Source organism: Microbulbifer maximicatervae (SeqCode), assembly GCF_052467065.1.
Window position 1 is genome coordinate 4170397 of record NZ_CP174299.1, and the last position, 18697, is coordinate 4189093.

At 46.1% G+C, this 18697-nt stretch carries 18 protein-coding genes; 4 read left to right on the forward strand and 14 right to left on the reverse strand.

Going from position 1 to position 18697, the window contains the following annotated elements; translation table 11 throughout:
• Positions 1-64: 64 nt before the first annotated feature.
• Both ACJJI1_RS18415 and ACJJI1_RS18420 read right to left on the reverse strand, forming a co-directional pair.
• Positions 65-223 carry a hypothetical protein gene (locus ACJJI1_RS18415; protein WP_282932647.1) on the reverse strand — a complete coding sequence of 53 codons (159 nt, stop codon included), beginning with the start codon at positions 221-223 and terminating at the stop codon, positions 65-67.
• Between the two features lie 735 nt (positions 224-958).
• Positions 959-1378 (reverse strand): hypothetical protein, encoded by a 420-nt coding sequence (locus tag ACJJI1_RS18420; protein WP_444957553.1) that lies wholly within the window; start codon positions 1376-1378, stop codon positions 959-961.
• A gap of 272 nt (positions 1379-1650) precedes the next feature.
• Between ACJJI1_RS18420 and ACJJI1_RS18425 the strand changes: the two genes are divergently transcribed.
• Complete coding sequence (locus tag ACJJI1_RS18425; RefSeq protein WP_444957554.1) at positions 1651-2712, forward strand: FAD-dependent oxidoreductase; 1062 nt, start codon at positions 1651-1653, stop codon at positions 2710-2712.
• A gap of 12 nt (positions 2713-2724) precedes the next feature.
• Here ACJJI1_RS18425 and ACJJI1_RS18430 read toward each other — a convergent pair whose 3' ends face one another.
• The 4 genes from ACJJI1_RS18430 to ACJJI1_RS18445 form a co-directional block, all read right to left on the reverse strand.
• Positions 2725-3042, reverse strand: coding sequence for a heavy metal-binding domain-containing protein (locus ACJJI1_RS18430; protein ID WP_413665654.1), 318 nt, complete (start codon positions 3040-3042; stop codon positions 2725-2727).
• 492 nt (positions 3043-3534) lie between these two features.
• The gene (locus ACJJI1_RS18435; protein WP_444905377.1) at positions 3535-4041 is read right to left on the reverse strand and encodes an arsinothricin resistance N-acetyltransferase ArsN1 family B; all 507 of its coding nucleotides are present in this window, start codon (positions 4039-4041) and stop codon (positions 3535-3537) included.
• 93 nt (positions 4042-4134) lie between these two features.
• Positions 4135-4743, reverse strand: a complete 609-nt coding sequence (locus ACJJI1_RS18440) for a hypothetical protein (RefSeq protein ID WP_444957555.1) — start codon at positions 4741-4743, stop codon at positions 4135-4137.
• A gap of 194 nt (positions 4744-4937) precedes the next feature.
• Entirely contained in the window at positions 4938-5519 is a 582-nt protein-coding gene (locus tag ACJJI1_RS18445; RefSeq protein ID WP_444957556.1) for an SEL1-like repeat protein, read from the reverse strand.
• 1279 nt (positions 5520-6798) lie between these two features.
• On the opposite strand from ACJJI1_RS18445, the gene ACJJI1_RS18450 reads away from it, so the two are divergent.
• Positions 6799-7650, forward strand: coding sequence for a hypothetical protein (locus ACJJI1_RS18450; protein WP_444957557.1), 852 nt, complete (start codon positions 6799-6801; stop codon positions 7648-7650).
• A gap of 281 nt (positions 7651-7931) precedes the next feature.
• Here ACJJI1_RS18450 and ACJJI1_RS18455 read toward each other — a convergent pair whose 3' ends face one another.
• From ACJJI1_RS18455 to ACJJI1_RS18475, 5 genes are all read right to left on the reverse strand, one after another.
• Positions 7932-8207 carry a TehB family protein gene (locus ACJJI1_RS18455; RefSeq protein ID WP_413665657.1) on the reverse strand — a complete coding sequence of 92 codons (276 nt, stop codon included), beginning with the start codon at positions 8205-8207 and terminating at the stop codon, positions 7932-7934.
• Between the two features lie 51 nt (positions 8208-8258).
• Positions 8259-9158 (reverse strand): alpha/beta fold hydrolase, encoded by a 900-nt coding sequence (locus ACJJI1_RS18460; RefSeq protein ID WP_444957558.1) that lies wholly within the window; start codon positions 9156-9158, stop codon positions 8259-8261.
• Positions 9159-9247: 89 nt separating this feature from the next.
• Positions 9248-11683, reverse strand: a complete 2436-nt coding sequence (locus tag ACJJI1_RS18465; protein ID WP_444957559.1) for an ABC transporter permease — start codon at positions 11681-11683, stop codon at positions 9248-9250.
• On the reverse strand, positions 11680-12396 hold the full coding sequence (locus ACJJI1_RS18470; protein ID WP_444957560.1) for an ABC transporter ATP-binding protein: 717 nt from the start codon (positions 12394-12396) through the stop codon (positions 11680-11682). The genes ACJJI1_RS18465 and ACJJI1_RS18470 overlap by 4 nt, the downstream gene beginning before the upstream one ends.
• A 21-nt stretch (positions 12397-12417) precedes the next feature.
• On the reverse strand, positions 12418-13668 hold the full coding sequence (locus tag ACJJI1_RS18475) for an efflux RND transporter periplasmic adaptor subunit (protein ID WP_444957561.1): 1251 nt from the start codon (positions 13666-13668) through the stop codon (positions 12418-12420).
• 132 nt (positions 13669-13800) lie between these two features.
• Between ACJJI1_RS18475 and ACJJI1_RS18480 the strand changes: the two genes are divergently transcribed.
• The gene (locus ACJJI1_RS18480; RefSeq protein ID WP_444957562.1) at positions 13801-14070 is read left to right on the forward strand and encodes a hypothetical protein; all 270 of its coding nucleotides are present in this window, start codon (positions 13801-13803) and stop codon (positions 14068-14070) included.
• Positions 14071-14167: 97 nt separating this feature from the next.
• On the opposite strand, the gene trhP is transcribed toward ACJJI1_RS18480, so the two are convergent.
• The 3 genes from trhP to ACJJI1_RS18495 form a co-directional block, all read right to left on the reverse strand.
• Positions 14168-15466, reverse strand: coding sequence for a prephenate-dependent tRNA uridine(34) hydroxylase TrhP (trhP, locus tag ACJJI1_RS18485; protein ID WP_444957563.1), 1299 nt, complete (start codon positions 15464-15466; stop codon positions 14168-14170).
• Between the two features lie 224 nt (positions 15467-15690).
• The gene (locus ACJJI1_RS18490; RefSeq protein WP_444957564.1) at positions 15691-16260 is read right to left on the reverse strand and encodes a cytochrome P460 family protein; all 570 of its coding nucleotides are present in this window, start codon (positions 16258-16260) and stop codon (positions 15691-15693) included.
• Between the two features lie 87 nt (positions 16261-16347).
• A complete protein-coding gene (locus ACJJI1_RS18495; protein ID WP_444957565.1) occupies positions 16348-16992 on the reverse strand; it encodes a Crp/Fnr family transcriptional regulator in 645 nt (214 codons plus the stop codon).
• 137 nt (positions 16993-17129) lie between these two features.
• On the opposite strand from ACJJI1_RS18495, the gene ACJJI1_RS18500 reads away from it, so the two are divergent.
• The gene (locus tag ACJJI1_RS18500; protein ID WP_413665665.1) at positions 17130-18614 is read left to right on the forward strand and encodes a bifunctional 2-methylcitrate dehydratase/aconitate hydratase; all 1485 of its coding nucleotides are present in this window, start codon (positions 17130-17132) and stop codon (positions 18612-18614) included.
• The last annotated feature ends 83 nt before the right edge of the window (positions 18615-18697 follow it).

Genomic DNA, 18697 nt, shown 5'->3' on the forward strand with positions numbered 1-18697 from the left:
TGTAGTTTATTCGATAATCACTAGTTCAATTGAATCTAGCCGAAGTAACGTTGTATTACTACACCTATGTTGGCTTCTTTTTACGTTTAAATAGCTTAATCCAGAAGATTCCTTCAAAGATAATGCCAAGAGCAAGGAAGATTACTCCTCCCACAGGGACTCCGAAAGCGTAGCAGGCAATCGCCGCAAATAAAAATAGCAGTGCGGTGGCAATTCTTTTCACTTTGATATTCCTTTGTTATGCCTCAGTACTAGCCTAAGCTTGTCCTACTTCAAAGACTATACTGAATACCGGACTTAAACCCAACATAAATAATGCCCAAGCATAGAACTGTAGAACAGAAAGCTAAAGGCAGATAGAGTTTGTGATGGCCGTGCCTGACCCTGTAAATCGTCACCACTATCAGCGAACTTAAGGCCAAAAGTGCCGATAAGCCTAGAGCCATTAAGATGACTTGAACTTCAGTAATGCCATCATTTCCGGCAGCTAGCGTCGGTTCTATATACTTGGGGCCGCTTTGCCTGGCAGCTGTTACAGCGGAGACACTTTTGGCTAGAAGCAGTTCGTTACCATTAAGCCCTCGCCAGTACTCCATAATGGAAATAAGAGTTGCTATTGAACTTGCTATAAGGCAAAGGCTGATTTTTGAAGCGGTAGCCATGATGCTTGAAGTTGGGGGCATACAGAATGTCTTATTTTGTCTTTCTATTGAGTTTGCTTTGCCAGAATGTGACTAGTAAGCAGGCAGCTAATGTAGGTATGAAAACGACTGAAGCTTGAAACATCAATATAGAGGCCTGGAGCTTCAGAATTTCACCTTCACCAAAATAGCTATCGTAGATGTAATGTGTAGCCAGAGTATAACTTAGGCTGACTATTATAGAAGTGATCAGTGATCTTAGAATCATTGTTTTAGGTAACTATGATAACTCAATTTGGATGGCCTTTAAGGATAAACTAAACCTGTGTTAGATTTCTAAGGAAATTATTAATTGATTCTTGTAGTTCGTAATCCTCTGCACTGACACAATAGATACGTGCTTTATGGGCAAATTCCAAGGCTTTATCTTGTTTGTTTAGCATCAAAAAACGTTCAGCCATTTCCAGGGCAATTGAAGCTGAATACAAAGGGAGATCTAATTTTATGGAGCAGTTAAGTCCCTGGGTGTATGCCTGTATTGCATCCTCACAGCTTTCTGAAAAATCACCCAGAGCCTCCCACTGTAGGGGATGGTCTAGCTCGCCTTCGGCATATTTTGCGCATAGTCTCTCTAGCGAGTTGAGGGAGTCTTGGCACCCAGCTTTATCTCCAGAGGCGGATTTATTGACTATCTCAAGTGCGAGTTCATGTACATCATCGTAAAGTGGTGTAATCACTTAGAAATTATACCTAAGAGCTGAAATATAAAAAATATCGATATAACAGTGGGTACTTATTGCCAAGACGAGTCTTTTGTAGATCGTTGCCAGATATTAGAGGTTTCGACTTCGCAAGTTTAAGTACGTTCTCACCAAGCGGTGACTGGTATTGCTGTAAAGAGATCACAGATAGCGGCCTAGGTTTTTATAGGGAGTCTCAGACCAGATAGTCACCCTTACTCTTTCATATGTACTATCTTACTGTTAGGTGGGGTTATATGAGGTAGCCTGTGAAAGTACTGATTGTTGGGGCTGGGCCCACGGGCCTTACTACAGCGGTCGAGCTTGCTCGGCGAGGGCTATTGCCAAGAATTGTGGACCGCCGGGATAGCGCTTCAACCTTTAGTCGAGCGGTGGGAGTTACTTCTCGCAGCCTTGAGTTGCTTTCACACTCTGGCGTTTCTGAAAAGTTGATTGCTGAGGGGATCGCTGTTCAGAGCGCATGCATTTACCTAAATACGCATTTGGCACTAGAGTTTCCCCTCCATTCCAATCGGACCTATTTTCCTGCCATTCTTGGACTTCCTCAAGACAGAACTGAAGCTCTCATGGCTCAGGTTTTATCTGGTATGGGAGTCGAAGTTGAATACAGGAAAGAACTCAAAACCCTTACCGAGGAAAAGAGTGGGGTAGTGGCTTTTTTTGACAATGGTGAAGAGGAGCGATTTGACATGGTCGTAGGAGCGGATGGTATTCGCAGTACTGTTCGTGAAGTTGCAGGTATCAGTTATCCTGGATTTGATTTGGAAGAAGTGTGGTCAATCGCGGATGTTGATACAGGGGATTGGCCTCCTAAAAGAAAGTTTACCTTGGTCAAAATGGAATCTGGCGTGGTCGCTGTTGCGGTGCCATTGGGAGAAGGCCGACACCGTCTGGTAGCTAGCTGTGATAATGCAATTAAAGCATTTCCGATGGCGGTGGATGTTAAGAGGGTTAGGCGGGAGGGAGCCTTTAAAATTTCAATTCGACAAGCGGAAACTTATTCAAAGGGCAGGATACATCTAGCTGGGGATGCTGCCCATTGCCACTCTCCGGTTGGGGGTCGAGGTATGAACCTTGGGATAGCTGATGCAGCCGAATTGGCAAAACGAATCACTGAGGGGCAGCTTCTAGGCTACTCTGAATTGCGCCATCAAGAAGATAAAAAGGTTATTGAAGTAACTGAGCGTGGCCGGAAAATGATTACTGGACAATCCCTGAAAGCAAGATTTGAATTTCGAGCGTTAATCGCTGCCGCCAGTTCTATTCCTGCGGTGCGGAGAAAACTGGGGCAGTTTGCGGTAGAACTTTAGGGGCATTCCAACCTATTTTTTTAGTTTTACAGCTGTACCAAAAACAAGAATTTCTGAGGAGCCATCCATAATTGCACTTGTAGTAAAACGAATTCCTACCACGGCATCAGCGCCTTTTTGCCGGGCACTGTCACTCAATCTTTGAAAAGCTTTGTTTCTCGCTTCGGTCAGCATTTCCGTATAGCCTCGTATCTCTCCACCGACAATACTCTTTATACCTGCCATTAAGTCACGGCCGATATGTTTTGATTGAACAACGTTGCCCGTAACGATATCTAGCACCTCCGATATTTCTCTTCCTGGTACTGTTTCTGTAGTTGAAAAAATCATATCATTTCCTTAATTATAATTACCTATATTTTTGGCTCTATTGGTGATCTTACCCTAACCTGGATCCGTTATGCGAATATATTTAATTGTTTGATGGTGGTCGAATGTTTGTTTTTAGCTATCGTGTCTTTTCTGGATTTTAGCTTTTATCTTACATTAAATGAGGTGGGGTTCCGGGGTGAAAAGTGTAATGATCATGTAGGCCAGTAACTTTTGATGGAATATGAGCTAAATTAAATGCAATTCAATAATTGCTGCATTCCTCTCAATGATAAGTTGTCCACTTTTATTTTGGGTATGAATGTGAGAGGGAAATCAGTGCCCTCAATAAAGTCTAGGCTACTCAATGTAATAGCCCTTGTTGCGCAAAAGCGCGCAGTTATGACCTTAGATAAGAGAAAATTTGGTAAAATTTAGGTTAAAAATCCCTAGTGGGGTTAATGTGGGTACATAAAAGTTGCTTAAAATGTACTCCCTCATGATGTGCTTATTTCATGCTTTCTCCTTTCTTAAGGGGAGTAAGCACTGCCAATAACCAACATCTATCCACTGGTTAAATTTTCGGCCGACCTCTTTGAAATGAGCAACTTTTTCCATTCCAAACTTCTCATGAAGTGCTACGCTGCCTGCATTTGGTAGAGCTATACCGCAGATTACCGCGTGGACATTGAGTTCACTTAACTGTTTAAACAGTTCATTATAGAGCTTCGAGCCCCAGCCTTTAGAGGAATAGTTCGTGTCCAAGTACACGGTAGCCTCCACCGAATACTGGTAAGCACAGCGTCCTTTCCATTTACTGGCATAACAATAGCCAATTAAACGGCCCTCATTCTCAGCAACTAACCAGGGAAGATTGTTTTTTGAGCATTCTTCGACTCGGTCGGCGATAATTTCTGCAGAAACTGGCTCTACCTCAAAAGTGATACAGGTATTCTCCACATAGTAATTGTAGATTTTAGCAATCCCTGCAGAGTCAGAAGCTTTAACTGCTCGTATCATACTGTTGTCTCTCGCTATGGTTGATAGCATTGGCCAGAGATTGGTGGTGAACTGACTAGCCAGATACCCGCTGGCTGGCTCTGTAAAGCTTTATTAATGCTTACTTTTCTTTTTACTATTTAGCGACTTTTCCATGGCCTTTGATTCTTCTAGTGTACGAACGGACCAATCTATTCGCTGCTGATCAGAAACTATATCAGAATCAATGTTATAAAGGCTCCAGTTTCCAGAGTCATCTTTAACAAACTGAGTGCCGTACCACTGTGGCCGACCAAGATTCATCATTAAGCGATCCCAAGTGGCCGCTTTTAGCCAATTAGCTTTATTCTTATCCTCTGCCAGGGTTGCTGCAATAGTGGCAAGAGCATGGGCCAGTCTTATATCTTCTGATTTATTACCATGCTGAAAGATAAGTGCCGCATTATAGTAATCCTCTGAGGTTCTGATTCGGCCTTCTGCTAGCATTTTTGAGACTTTTTTTCGTCGATCCTCGTCTTCTTTATTGAGTGAACTCCAGTCAATTTGACTGTGAGGCATATTGCGTGCATTTTGATCCTGGTTAAATAGTTCTGCTAGTTGGATATTTTCCGGCGTAGCTTTGTCGTTGTGAGAATCGTAACCCTCCTCTGTCTCAACAGCGAGGGAGGTATGAGCGACAAATCCAAGAAAAAGAGATAGATATTTAAGTGGGATATATTTCATATTGAACTCTATACGTCTGGCCATCGGAGTGATGGCAACTGGTAGTTTCTATGTGTGTGATAATTCTTTAGGGAAGCTTCCTCTTCCTCCAAAAAGGGCAGACTTGATATTCATTAATTATCACTGCTGCTTTATGCTCTTCTTTAAGAACCATATATCAATAGTGAAAAGTACATAGCAAGTCCGGATTGGTTTTACATGGTTGATTTTGCAAAGTGTAAAGCTTTTGATTGTTCCTCTGAGCTCAGAAACGCTTTCAATCTTTTAACCTCTCTCTTCGCATCCAGATAAATACTCTGATCGGATTTACTGAGATCTTTATGGTTTGGATAGAGTAAAAATATAGACTCATACCAGCCCAGTGCCTGAACAGGGTCTCTGTATTTAAAGTTGTCGTCTGAATAGGCAGCACCGAGGTGCCTTCGCGCTTCAAAACCACCTTTTTTTACGACTTGCTTCCATGTGTCGACAGCAGCGGCCCGGTCCTGCTCAACACCTAAGCCGTTATAAGTGGGAAAAGTTAATGTACTTAGCGCCATTGCCTTTATCTCTGCATCTCTTGCATATTTTATAGGTGTCTCTAAGATATATTTCCAATGCGAGGCTGCTACTGAATAAATTTCATGTCGATACGCAGCTGTTCCCATGTTGAACTGACACTCAATATCTGTATATTCCATCTCCTCTAAATATTTTTTATCACACTTTTCCGCATGCGAATAGGGCGAACAAAGGAAAACCGATGCGATTACTGTAAGGGCTATCGTTCTATTCACTAAAGTAAAATTCCGTTCAATAGTAAAATGTAAGGCGGAAATCTATAATTGCCACTAAAAAATGATTTTTATATATCTAGGTGTGATGTACCAATTTATAAGATCGGAGATAAGGTGTTTCTCATAATCGCGCTCTTTGACTCTGGGCTGCCTATAAGGAGGCAGAATGTTGACAGGATGCAACTCTTCAGAGTAGCTAAGTTGGTACATACTTAGATCCCCAGGCCACAGCTCATTGTTCAGTGTGTCCTCTTGGTGTGCGCAACTAGTAAGAGTTAGAGATACTAGAGCAGATAATGTTAATTTCGTTGTCATTTTTTCCTTGGGCTTGAACACTGCTATCTTGGATGGCTGAGTCAAATTATTACTGTAGTTAAACTGTTTCCGAGTATAAAGTCGGCGAGCTTTGACCTAGAAGCTCTCTGTGATGACTATTGATATCCAACGACTATCCAGAAATTTTGTAAGTTTGGCAACCATATGATTCTTAGACCGCCCAAACTCTGTGTCATTGATGGCAAATAGGCTTGGCTAAAATTGATAGTCATGAGCAAAATTCAACCAAGGTGTTCGTTTTTTGACAATTGGTGAGTTGACTCTACTTAGATATTTAAGAGAGGGGACCTTAATGAAACAAGGGTACGAACTCACCACACTATCGGGCACCTCCGACAGGGATCTTTCCAAACTAAGAAATATTACAGATCTGACCACCAGCCGTAAGTAGCTGCTGTAATTCCTTGTGATTCAACCACGAGACTTAATTACAGAGAAAGAATAAATATGCCATAAACACATGAAAGGTATTAAGTCGTTACAAGGGATTTGCAGTTGCAGGTATGTTCAGTTAGTAAATTATGGAGAAACAAGCAATCTACTTCCACGGAGAATATCTGCCTTTGCCCCGTCTTTCACACACTATCACTTTGCTGTTGCAGCCGAGCTAGCCAAAGTCATTGCTTGGCTTGCTTATATCAATTATGTCGGCATGCAGAGTATTACAGCTTGTTTTGAGAAAGCTCCAAATTTAGCGCGGAGTTTTACATGGTGCGCCAGTACTATTAGAGAGGTGCAGGAATAGGTGTATAAGGAAAAGGGGTAATTAAAAATTAGCCTTTACCTGTGGCTAATTGTGGCCGGATATTGATGGCTGGAGGTTGCCATGTTTTTTCTGCATGCAGCGCAAGAAAGCCTGAAAAATTATTGAACTCAATACAAGTAAAGGGTTCTATGCTTGTGAGAATATTCATCACTAACTTTTTTGTTGGAATTCACGCTGTTGATTAACAAATATATTGCTGTTCTTTCGGTGCTGTATTGTATAGGCGGAGTTAAGTCTCATGCTGTTGAAGCGACTTATAGTGCGATAGAGAAAAAGATAGTAAATCATTGTGGAGCTTGGTTTGATTCAAAGGAGTTTTCTTTTGATAATGCAAGAGACTCTAAGTTTGAGATCAAGGAAGTCTCTGGTGGAATTTGTATGGATGGACCCATACATCGCAATGAAGCCGAGCTAAAATTTAAATCTAAAACCTCCAATTTGATAGATGGCTCCGACTTAATTGTTGTTGTGAGGTCCCCTGGTGGTGAAGGTCGTCCCGCAGTGAATATTGCTGAGGAAATTTCAAGGTTAAGAAGCACAGTTGTTGGCTTTAATTTATGTGCATCTGCTTGTGCGAATTATATTATGGCCGCCGCCAAAAAGAGAATCGTGCATGATGATGCACTGCTTCTTTTTCATGGGGCGCCGTCCTATCAAGGTTTGGTAAATATTTTGGAGGTTAAAAGTAATGATTATTATGATGTCACAAACGATACTCGTGTGGATTCTATTCGGTATCAGGTAAGTTTCTTAAAAAAACAAGAAGAGCTCTTGAAGGGCGCTGGAATAAAACCTTATCTTTTCTCTTGGATGATGCTGTTTGATCAAATGGAGGCTGATGACAGGGTGAAATTTTGCCCGGTGGGGACCTCTATGATCCTTTATTCACCCAAGGTTTTGGATAGCTTTGGTTATAAAATACATATCTATAAAGGCCCTAAATCTCAAGATGAGCTAGATTTAATTTATCCAGCTAAAGGTGCTAGGCATAGGATGTGTTACTGGGATAGCGAGTCTGTAGTAATCTAAAATCAACCTTACCTATTATGATTCGTTACACAGAGATACTTGTGGTAGATAGGCGAAAGGAAAGAATGCCCCACGCTTGATTTGAATGAGGCATAGATGCCGATCACGAGCTTACAGAAAAGTATCCACAGCGTCCCCTGAATGTAGTGTATTCTTTCCTTCTTAACCAATAGTAGGTCGCACCTTGTTGTATGCCACTAAATACCTTCTGAGCCTATCAGCTTTCTGAAACTTGAGGAAGTAAAGTGTTAGCCAGGTCTAGCTAACTTGATAGTTTGATTCTATCGATAGAATTCAACATAAAATTTTACATCCCCTAACGGTCTTATGTGATGCCTTATAGTTGGCTCTACGACGCCAAACTTCTTAGGGCTCAGTTCAATAATCTCCACTTCGGGCTCTTGAATCGTATATTCCAATGATCCGGAGAGGATCACTATCTTCCCCCATACGCCTTCCTTGGTAGTATGATCTTTCAATAGCCCTGGAGGGATATTCTCCTCAGTGAATTCAGGGGTTTTCTTATATGGAGCTATATTCCTCGGAAACTCTTTCATTGATTCTGGCCTTTTATCAACTTGGGTGGGTTTTGGCAGTCCAGGCTTTGTTTATAGGCTGACTTGAGACTCTTTGTTTGAATAGGCCTCAATAAACTTTAGATAGGTCGAGACTAAAAGAGTAGGAGCTTCCCACTGCGGATAATGCCCAATTGTTCCCAGTTCGACAATATCCGCTGGCCGATCTATCAGCTGACGAAATCGATCCACCATATGCTTCCCTGAAACTGGGTCCAGTGAGCCATTGATTAGTAATAAGGGGCCGGGGTATTGCTTTAGGGCGTCGACCCAGCGCTGGCGATGTTGGCGCCTGTCGCGCATATAACTGATTAGTTTATAGAGGAGCCGGTTGCCATTCTTATATTGGAGAATTTGCCACAGGTCTCGCAATTCTCTGTCAGAGGGTTGTGTGTCGGGTCCGAAAATGGCGCTGAAGCTGCGGCAAAACTGCCGGTAATTCATCAGTTTGTTGATCAGGAAGCCTGCGGGAGAGAGCAGCAGTTTTTGTACGAAACGCGCTTGATGAGTTTCTGGAAATAGACCTCCGTTTAGCAGGCATGCTGAGGCATACCTCGTGGTACCACCGCTATTGGCTCTGGCGAGCAACTCTTGGGCAACGGTATCCCCATAGTCATGGGCCAGCAGGTGGACCTTGTTGATGTTTAAATGTTGCAGAAGAGCTTCATGTAAATCAGCTTGCTCGTGGATACTGTAGTTATGCTGCTTGGGTTTGTCTGAGTAGCCGAATCCCAGCATATCCATAACAATACAGCGGTAGTGCGCTGTCAGTTGGGCCCATACCTTTTGCCAGTCGTAACTACTGGTTGGAAAACCGTGAATCAAAAGCAGTACTGGTTTCTGTCGGCAGCTTTGGTTGCTATCGACATAGAAGAGTTGATGGTTTTGATAATCAAAAATCTTTCCGTTTGATAACCACTGCTGAGGCTGCATTGGCTGTTCCATTTCTTATTGTTGTATTTGCTGTAAAGATTGCACGATGAGCGCGCAACCTCAAGCAGCGGTTATCAGGTGGAAAGTAATTATCCTGTTCCTTGCAATGCGTATATCGCGGGCTTGTTGATTATCCTCCATACAGAAAGCAGGGAAACCGAGGCGGTTAGGCCGATAATAAGCAATGGTGGTAGCAGCCAGCCCCATAGGCTGGTTTCAATACTGAACTCGCTTTGCTCAAGCCAAAGCGCCAGAGGGACTAGGACCAAAGTCGCTACAGCGATACCGATAACGACGGGAATCAGGCTATCGATCAGGGTGTGATAGAAAATCGTCGCTGGGCGGGCGCCGATTGCCATGCGCACGCCAAGCTCAGTACGCCGCAGTTGTACACTGTAACTGAGCACTCCAAAGATACCGATGGCAGCGAGGCTAAGTGCCAGTAATGTCAGGGCGGTGGTTACCCAAACTGAGACCCGGTCATTGCTTAGGAGTAGGTCTCGCGCCTGCTCCAGGGTGAATAGCTCAGAAACTTTGTACTGCCTGTTTACTTCGGCAAACTCCCGATTAATCTCTGTGGTGCTGAGCGGTTGGTGAGGCTTATGTCTAAGTACGAGTAGGGGATAGCTCACGTTGATACCGCGCACAAATAAGCGGGCGGGTTCTTTTTTGCCGGGCAGGCTTGCGTTGCGTACTACACCGACCACTTGGTAGGGCAAGTCACCTCGCCAGTAGTAGCGATTGCCTAATACTTCTCCATCCGGCTCCAGTTGCTGGGCCAGGGTTTCGTTGACGAGCATCATGCGATTGTTATCGGAAAATTCAGCCGCATTGATATGGCGGCCAGCTATCAAAGGCATACGCAAAATGGAAAGGTAGTTTTCGTCGACCACTGTGGTCTTGGCCATCACCGGGTTTTGTCGGCTGGCATCATGACTCAGGGATGTGGTCCAGAGTGGCCGGCTGATGGAGATAGGAGTGTTTAGGCTCAGGCTGGCATTTTGTACTTTAGGGTGCTCCAGCAATCTTTGCCTGATGGCCTTCAGATAACTCTCCCGTTCGGCAGTGGGGGCACTCCTAAGATTGCCGATATTCAGAGTCATCACTTGAACGTTGTCCAAGGGGAAGCCAAAGGGCTGGTTAATCAGTCGGTTAGCTTGAAGGAAAATCTGCAAGCTGGCGACGATAAGCAAACTGGTCATCGCCACTTGGCTGCTGATGAGGACTTTGCGGATTAGAGGCGAGATCTGTACGCCGGAACCTTTGCCGCTGCTCTGCAGCATTTGATTCAGTGCGCGGTAATTAACCTGGCGACTGACTATGGCTGAGAAGAACAGGGCGAGCAGTAAGGCACACAACAGTGCAAAAACCAGTGTCTGCCAGTTTAAGGTGAGCTCTTGAATGCGAGGAATTTGTTCCGTAGCCATCACCTTTAATACTTCCGTCGATCCCAGGGCTAAAAGTAGAGAAAGTAATGCAGCCCCTAACATAAGTAGGCCGATTTCACATAGCAGGGCCAAAAAGATATGTTTTTTATGTGCGCCCAACGCGACCTGTATCGCCATATTGCGTTGTTGTTTGGCTGCGCGAGAAAGAATCAGGTTGGTAACATTGGCGCAGGCAATTAACAGAAGCACCAGTGTACCGCCCATTACCATTAAGGTTCGCGTGGCGCTGTCGCCAAGTATTTTATTGGCGAAGGGGGTGAGTCGGTATTCAACGGACCTTTCTACCGAAGAGGACCTTCCCGCTAGGGCCGCTTGATACTGGGCATCCATTAATGTGCTCAATTCATGCCCCGCACTGGCGGGGTCAATGCCCGGCCTCAGCTTTCCTGTGAGCATGCGGAAAGGCAGGAAGCCTCTCCAATTATTTCTGCGCTCTACTTGTGTATCGTTAAAGTCCCAGGGCAGCCAGACCGCCGTTTGCCGGCCCTGCTTATAGATTTGGGGTTCAATGAAGTCTTTGGCGGTGACGCCGACAATGCGAAAGTCCACCTCCCCAAATTGCAGGCTTTGCTCCAAGACATTTGGGTTGCGCCGGAACATCTGCTCCCAGGTTTGATAGCTGATAACCGCCACAGGGACTCGGCTGTCGAGCCCTTCATCGGCATTGAATTGTCTGCCGAGGGCCAGGGGTGCTCCAGCCAGCTGGAGATATTCCGGAGAGACATAGGAAACATTAACCCGTGGTGATCCGGATAAATTGCGAACCACATCTTCCCAGAAGTACACCAGGGCGCTGGACTCGAAGAAACTGTCGTTCTTATAGATTTCAACCAGGGCGGGGTATTGGCTGTTGTTTTCCAGCCGCAGCTGCTTGTTCTGGTAGAGATTACCATTCACGACATACAGCCGATCTTCGTCCGGGTAGGGTAGGGGTGCGGCTAGCAGTTGGTAGTTGAGATTAAACAGCGTTACCAGGGCGCCGAGGGTGATACCCAGGGTCAGAATAATAGTGGTGGCGTAGCTCCGCGCCCGGTTGAGGGACTGGAGGGCAATGGATAGGTCCTTTGTGGTGATCATAGGGCCATCTCATGGGGCTCTAGTATGGGCTGCGGCGTTGAGATTTTTCCATCCAGCAGATGCAATTGGCGGCTGGCCATGTCTGCATAACGAGGGTCATGGGTCACCATGCACAGGGTGGTCCCTTCATTATTGAGCTGCCGCAGCATTTCCATTACTGCATCGCCATTGTGGGAATCCAGGTTGCCGGTGGGCTCGTCCACCAGTAGTAGGGACGGATTGCCAACTAACGCCCGGGCTATGGCGATTCGCTGCTGTTGGCCACCGGATAACTGGTTAGGTTTGTGAGAGGCCCGGTGACTCATCCCCACCTTCTCCAGGCAGTGTTTCACTTTTTTGTCGGCTTCAGACTTGAGAATGGGATTGCGGCGGTATCGCAGGGGCAGGGCGATATTGTCGTAGACAGAGAGTTCATCAATCAGGTTAAAGGATTGGAAGATAAAGCCAATTTTCTCGTTGCGAATAGTCGCTGCCTCACTCAGCGATAATTGAGCGACTTCAATACCTTCAATCTGATAGCTGCCGCTGGTGGGGAGGTCCAGCAGGCCGAGAATCGAGAGAAGTGTGGATTTACCGCAACCCGAGGGGCCGCAGATAGATACAAATTCCCCCTGGTAAATACTCAGGTCAACGCCCCGCAGGGCGTGAGTTTCCATTTCTTCGGTGCTGAACACCTTAGTGATCCCGGCCATATGGAGGATTGGCTTGGACATAGCGAACTCCCTGTTCTCGCTTTAGTCAATAATCTGGATATGCTCAGCTTCATTAAAATTGGCCATATCCGAGAGGATGATGCGGTCCGCTTCATTGAGGCCTTGTGTGATCTGGATATATCGACCTGACTCCTCGCCGAAGCTGATGGGCTGGAGTGCCGCTTCCTCCCCGTTTTCATTAATCAGGAAGAGATTGGCCTCACTGTGTCTCTGCACATTGATAGGCCTCTCGATGAACAGCGTATCTTCCATCGTGGCAGTGAAGATCCGGGCATCGACGTTGAGCTGTGGCCTGGCAGACTCTGGCGCGCCCGCGCTAAAAGCAATTTCCACTTCAATATTGCCGTCCCGAACCTCAGGAGTAATACGGGTTACCATACCTTCGACTTTTTCTCTGCGGGTATCAATTTCAGCGGGTTGGCCAACCTCCAGTTGCTCTGCTTTGGATTGTGGTACTTGAACCAAAGCGAGAAGATCAGTCTCGCTGCCAATCAGTGCCAGCTCCTGCCCGGGATCGACACCTTGCCCCAGCTCTACCGGTAGTCGTTGCAGTATGCCGTCCAGGCCGGCGCGTACTGTCAGTCGGTCTGTACGTTGCTGGATACTTTGCAATTGGGTCTGGGCTTGGTTGATTTGCTCGCGCTGGATTAACTCTGATTCGACGGCGACTTTGCGCAAGTGATTGATACGCTGTTTTTGCAGGTCCACACGTTTTTTCATCTGTTCCTGGCGTAAGACGGTGGTTTGGTAGGTGAGCTGGGAAACCACTCCACTTTTTACCAGCTCGTCCTCAGCTTCGCGACGCAACTTGATTACTTGGTAATTGGAGTTCAGTTCCGCGAGTATGGCTTCCTCCGCGAGAACATCGCGCTGATTGTTCAGAACAAGCCGCCGCAGATTAGCTTCCTCTTGTTCCAGGGAGGTTTCGGCTGCATCCAGGTCGCGCATTAATTCTGGGTTGCTCAGCTGCATAATGATGCTATCACTTTGTACTTCTGCACCGGGACGCAACATGATTTTTTCAACATTCGCTGCGGTTAGAGCGGTAATTAACGTCTGCTTGTCTGAACGCAGCCTACCATAACCATCTACCACAACTTGTAGGTCTCCCCGTTGGACGGTGCCTAGCATTAGCTGTTCCCGCTCAACCTTGTAGGCGCTGTCAGGAAGTAACAAGAGGGTGCTGGTAAATGCCACAAAAGCAAGAGCAGCACCACCTAGCATTAAAGGGTGCTTAATCAGGGGGCGTTTCTTAGGTTTAATAATATCCATATTGCGGCATTTCCTTGGTTAAGCAATCGTTGCACGCTTTTCTACTGTGAAACCTTGATGCGGGGGCGAGTTAGAGGTGGAAAATCATAACTATTTAAAATGGGTGTATTCCTGTTGGAACTCCGAGGGAGGGTGGGTTTTTATCTTGTAATTAGTACTGTCGAGCATATTTTTGTGATCAAAACTCAAGGCTTTAAAAGGGTTTTAGGTGAGGCTGAAAATGCAGGAAAATTGGTACAAGAACCAGTTGCTTGCGGTGAATGGTGGGGAAATACAGGATGGTTTGAATATTATGAGGTGGGCAGTAACTTGAGAGGTTTAACGATTACCCAATGCATTTTGAGGATAGGTTCACAAGTAAAATTGTGGAGATGTAGTGGGAATAAAGGTGTCGTGGCTTAGTGAATCCGGTAGATTGTCTAAACCACTACACCTTTAACAAAATATATTTGCAAAACGAAGAGCTTGATAAGCCATAGTGCAAATTACAGGCCGAGGGTTATCCCAGAGCTTTGACCAATAGCGCCTGTTGAAGTTGATCGTCATCAACCCCCTCTGGTCGGGGTATTTGCACGATATGCCCGGATCCCGGAGCTACATCGATCGCTTTGCCTTCCGTATTCTCCATTTGCTCCAAGGGGAAGAACAAGCTACCGCTGGGAGTCATTAACTCCAATTGATCACCGCGTTCAAAGCGATTTTTTACATCAATCGTCAAATACTCAGGATTGCCGTCAATAAGCTCGCCTACGAACTGTTGGCCCGGAGTTGATATCAATCCCTTTTCATATTGCTGGTATTCTGCTGGTGGATGGCGACGGTAGAAACCTTCCGTGTAGCCCCTATTCGAGAGGGTTTCCAATTCGTCCATCATTTTCATGTCAAAGTCTTTTCCTGCTGCAGCATCGTCTATCGCGCGACGATAGATCTGAGCAGTACGAGCCACATAGTAGTGGGATTTGGTGCGACCTTCGATTTTTAAAGAGTGAACCCCCATTTCGGTGAGGCGCTTGACGTGCTGTACGGCCCGCAAATCCTTGGAGTTCATGATGTAGGTACCGTGCTCATCTTCGTAGGCAGGCATATACTCTCCAGGGCGACCCTCTTCCTGTAGTAAAAAGGCCTGGGAAGTACTTTCTCTGGCGGAGGTGGGTTGCTGGGCGGGTTGCTGGATAGGTTCCTGGGTTTGCACATGAATCAATTCGCCAACTTCATTCTCTTTGGCTTCATGAGCTTGGTATTGCCAGCGGCAGGAGTTGGTGCAGGCGCCCTGGTTGGCATCTCTATGGGTCATATAGCCGGATAGCAAGCAGCGCCCGGAATAGGCGATACAGAGTGCACCGTGGACAAAGACTTCCAACTCCATTTCAGGCACTCTCTGGCGAATTTCTTCAATCTCATCCAGGGACAGTTCCCGGGAAAGTATCACCCGAGATAACCCCTGGCGATGCCAGAACTTTACGGTTGCGTAGTTTACCGCATTGGCCTGTACGGATAGGTGGACTGGCAGATCAGGCCAGCGCTCCCTTACCATCATTATCAGACCTGGGTCGGACATAATCAGGGCGTCAGGCCCCATTTCGACAATTTCTTCCAGGTCCCGCAGGTAACTGCGAACTTTGTCGTTGTGAGCGGCGATATTAGAGGCGATATAGAACTGTTTTCCCTGCTGGTGTGCTTCTTCTATGCCTAGGCGCAGGGTTTCAGTATTTTTGAATTCATTATTGCGCACGCGCAAGCTGTAACGGGGCTGGCCGGCATAAACGGCATCGGCACCATAGGCAAACGCATGTCGCATATTTTTTAAAGTCCCTGCGGGGGACAATAACTCAGGTTTAAACACGGAAAAACTCATTGTGGAATAGTCGGACGCGGCCGCATGTTAACGGTATTCAAGATCGCGCTAATTGATATAAATCAATTAGCGCTGGGGTGGGGGTGATAAGCTGTTATGGAGGGAATCTATGCTGTTACTTTAGCCGAATAATAGACCTCTAACCTCTGATTTTTGCTGTTTACTTTTTAGTTCTGCAGGACCTGCTGATAACCCTGTGTGTATACCCAGTCATTATTCTTGGCAGGCAAATGACATCCAAAACAGTTGTTAAGCCCGGTGCCTTTCCAGGTTTCAGTTTCACTTTTGGCTATTCCTGGCTTAAATAAAGCCCATCCCCAGCCTTCGGCCCAAGCCGGGTTTTCTGGGAAGCGGTTGTTATCGTCTTTTACCATCATAAAAGTGAATTGAAGGTCTGAGGAGTAATAAGCCAACCCTGTGGTTAAGGGCTCCGATTGGGTGCTATTAACATCCTTTACCAAAACTGTCCCATCGGGAAACTTCCCCTTTTTGCGATACCCTTCTACTGCCTGGGGTTGGGTATAAACATTATGAGTATCCCATCCATTGCCACTCGAGGACTTTACCTGATAGGAGCCCAGGAAGACCCATTCCCGGCGGTAATTATCCGGCAAAGTAATATTCCCCTGGCTATCAACCATGCTTTTATAGGTTGAATTGAGGTTTTCATCGGCCTTTGCAGAAATACCCAATACGAGTGTCAGAACTAAAGAGGTAAATAAGTAGGCGCTGCGCATAATCCTTTTCCATTGCTGTTGATGTGGGAGAGCTATACCCGGGTTTCAGCTGCTGGAAAGTATATGAAGGTGGGAAGGGTAAAACTGTCAGCTGGCTGACACTGGCGCATATATTTGGTTCTCTGCCAGGTTTTTTAACGCGGTTTGATCGAGAAGGCAGATATATTGGCGCGTATAGTCGATAACACCATCAGACTTCCACTGTTTAAGCTGTTGGCTGACTGTTTGCCTGCTGCCACCGGCCATGGCGGCCAATTCGGACTGGGTCAACTTGATGTCGAGTTGATGTCCATGACCACAGGGTTGTCCCCGGTAATTAAATAGCTGTGCTAACAAATTGGCCAGCCGGACCGGTAAAGGGGCGGTGATGTGGAGGAAAAGACGTTGCTGAAGCTGAGATTCCCTTGTGGCTAGTTGTTGCAATAGCTCATCGTGGGTCTGTGATTGGCGCTCCATCATGGCGTTTAGATGTTGAATGGATGTAACTTCCAGTTCACTGCCGGATTTGGCGGTTGCTTGAATGTCCAGGTTTTTCCCAGTTAGACCTGGTCCAAACCATGATCCGGGCCCATAGAGATCGATAATGGCTAGGTTGCCGCAGTAGTCCACTTTTTGGATAAGGACGTAGCCGGCATGAATAAAATAAATCTGGGGACCAGAATCCCCTTGTCGGAATAATACCGTTTCTTTGAGGAATCGAAGTGTTTTTATTGGGTCGCTAGTTCGTTGCAAGTGGGTTGATTCCTGTTTTTAGAGATTCCTAACAATATAGAATTCTTCGGTCGTTTGTTTAACTATCTGAAGTTTAGGAAACAGCTAATCTTACTCCATCTGTTTTGCCCTCCGACAATTTTACGGGCTATTCAATCATGATTGCTGACCCCGCTCCGAATATCCGCCCCGATTACGATCAGGTGATACAGGATATCGCAGATTATGTGCTTCATTTCAAAGTGGGTTCCAGTGATGCTTGGGAAACAGCACGGTTAAGCCTGATGGATTCCTTGGGGTGTGCCTTTCTGGCGTTGAGTTTCCCTGAATGTACAAAGTTGTTAGGACCCTGGGTGGAGGGGACATGGGTGCCGAATGGGGCCCGAGTACCTGGCACCCGGTTTCGCTTGGACCCGATAAAAGCTGCATGGGATATCGGCTGTACAATTCGATGGCTCGATTACAACGACACTTGGTTGGCGGCTGAATGGGGGCATCCCTCTGACAATCTTGGGGCAATATTGGCCGTTTGTGACCACCTGTCGCAAGGGCGATTAGTTAAAGGGGGAAGCCCAATAAAAATGGGCGCGGTACTCGAAGCAATGGTCAAAGCCTACGAGATTCAAGGTGTCTTGGCATTGTCTAATAGCTTTAATCGGGTTGGGCTCGATCATGTACTACTGGTGCGGGTTGCTTCTGCCGCTGTGGCTGCCTGGCTTAAAGGTGCTGGGCGGGAGGAAGTAATGGCGGCGGTGTCTCAGGCGTGGGCGGATGGTGGAGCATTGCGGACCTATAGGCATTCCCCGAATACTGGATCACGCAAGTCCTGGGCTGCAGGTGATGCCAGTTCCCGTGGGGTTCGCTTGGCTGATTTGGCGATAAGTGGAGAAATGGGAGTGCCCGGAGTACTTACGGCAAAGCAATGGGGTTTTTATGATGTCCTGTTTAGCAAGACAAATGCTGAGCAGCAACTGAAACCACCATCAGAGCGCAATTTTCAGTTCCCCAGAAGTTTTGGCTCCTATGTCATGGAGAATATCTTATTCAAAATTTCTTATCCGGCTGAGTTTCACGGTCAAACAGCTTGTGAGGCGGCAATTATTTTACATCCACAGGTTGCAGACCGTATCGATAATATTACCAAGGTGGTAGTGACCACACATGAATCAGCCCTTCGCATCATCACTAAATCAGGTCCATTAAATAATCCGGCAGATCGGGATCATTGTTTGCAATATATTGTTGCAGTGGCGCTAATTTTTGGTGACTTACAGCCAGGTTTTTATGAAGATGATTTTCATCGCGATCACAAAGAGATCGATATCTTGCGGGACAAGATTGAAGTGATAGAAGATAAAGGTTACTCAAAAGATTATTTAGACCCAGATAAGCGTTCTATAGCCAGTGCGGTACAAGTATTTTTTAAAAGTGGTGACGCATCAGAAAAGATTGAAGTTGAATATCCGATGGGACACCGCCGTCGCCGACGGGAGGGGATTCCGTTATTGGAAGATAAGTTCCGTAGTAATTTAGCTACGCGATTCCCTCAAGGGCGGGCTAACAAAATTTTTGCAGCTATTAATGATCTTCAAGGGTTAAAGCAGTTGTCAGTTAATCGCTTTATGGATCTATTGGTTATTTAGAGGCTCCTTAGGAAATTCCCCAGAGTGAAAAAGGCGGCCAAAGGCCGCCTTTTTCACTGCTCAATCTTCCCTATGCGACAGAG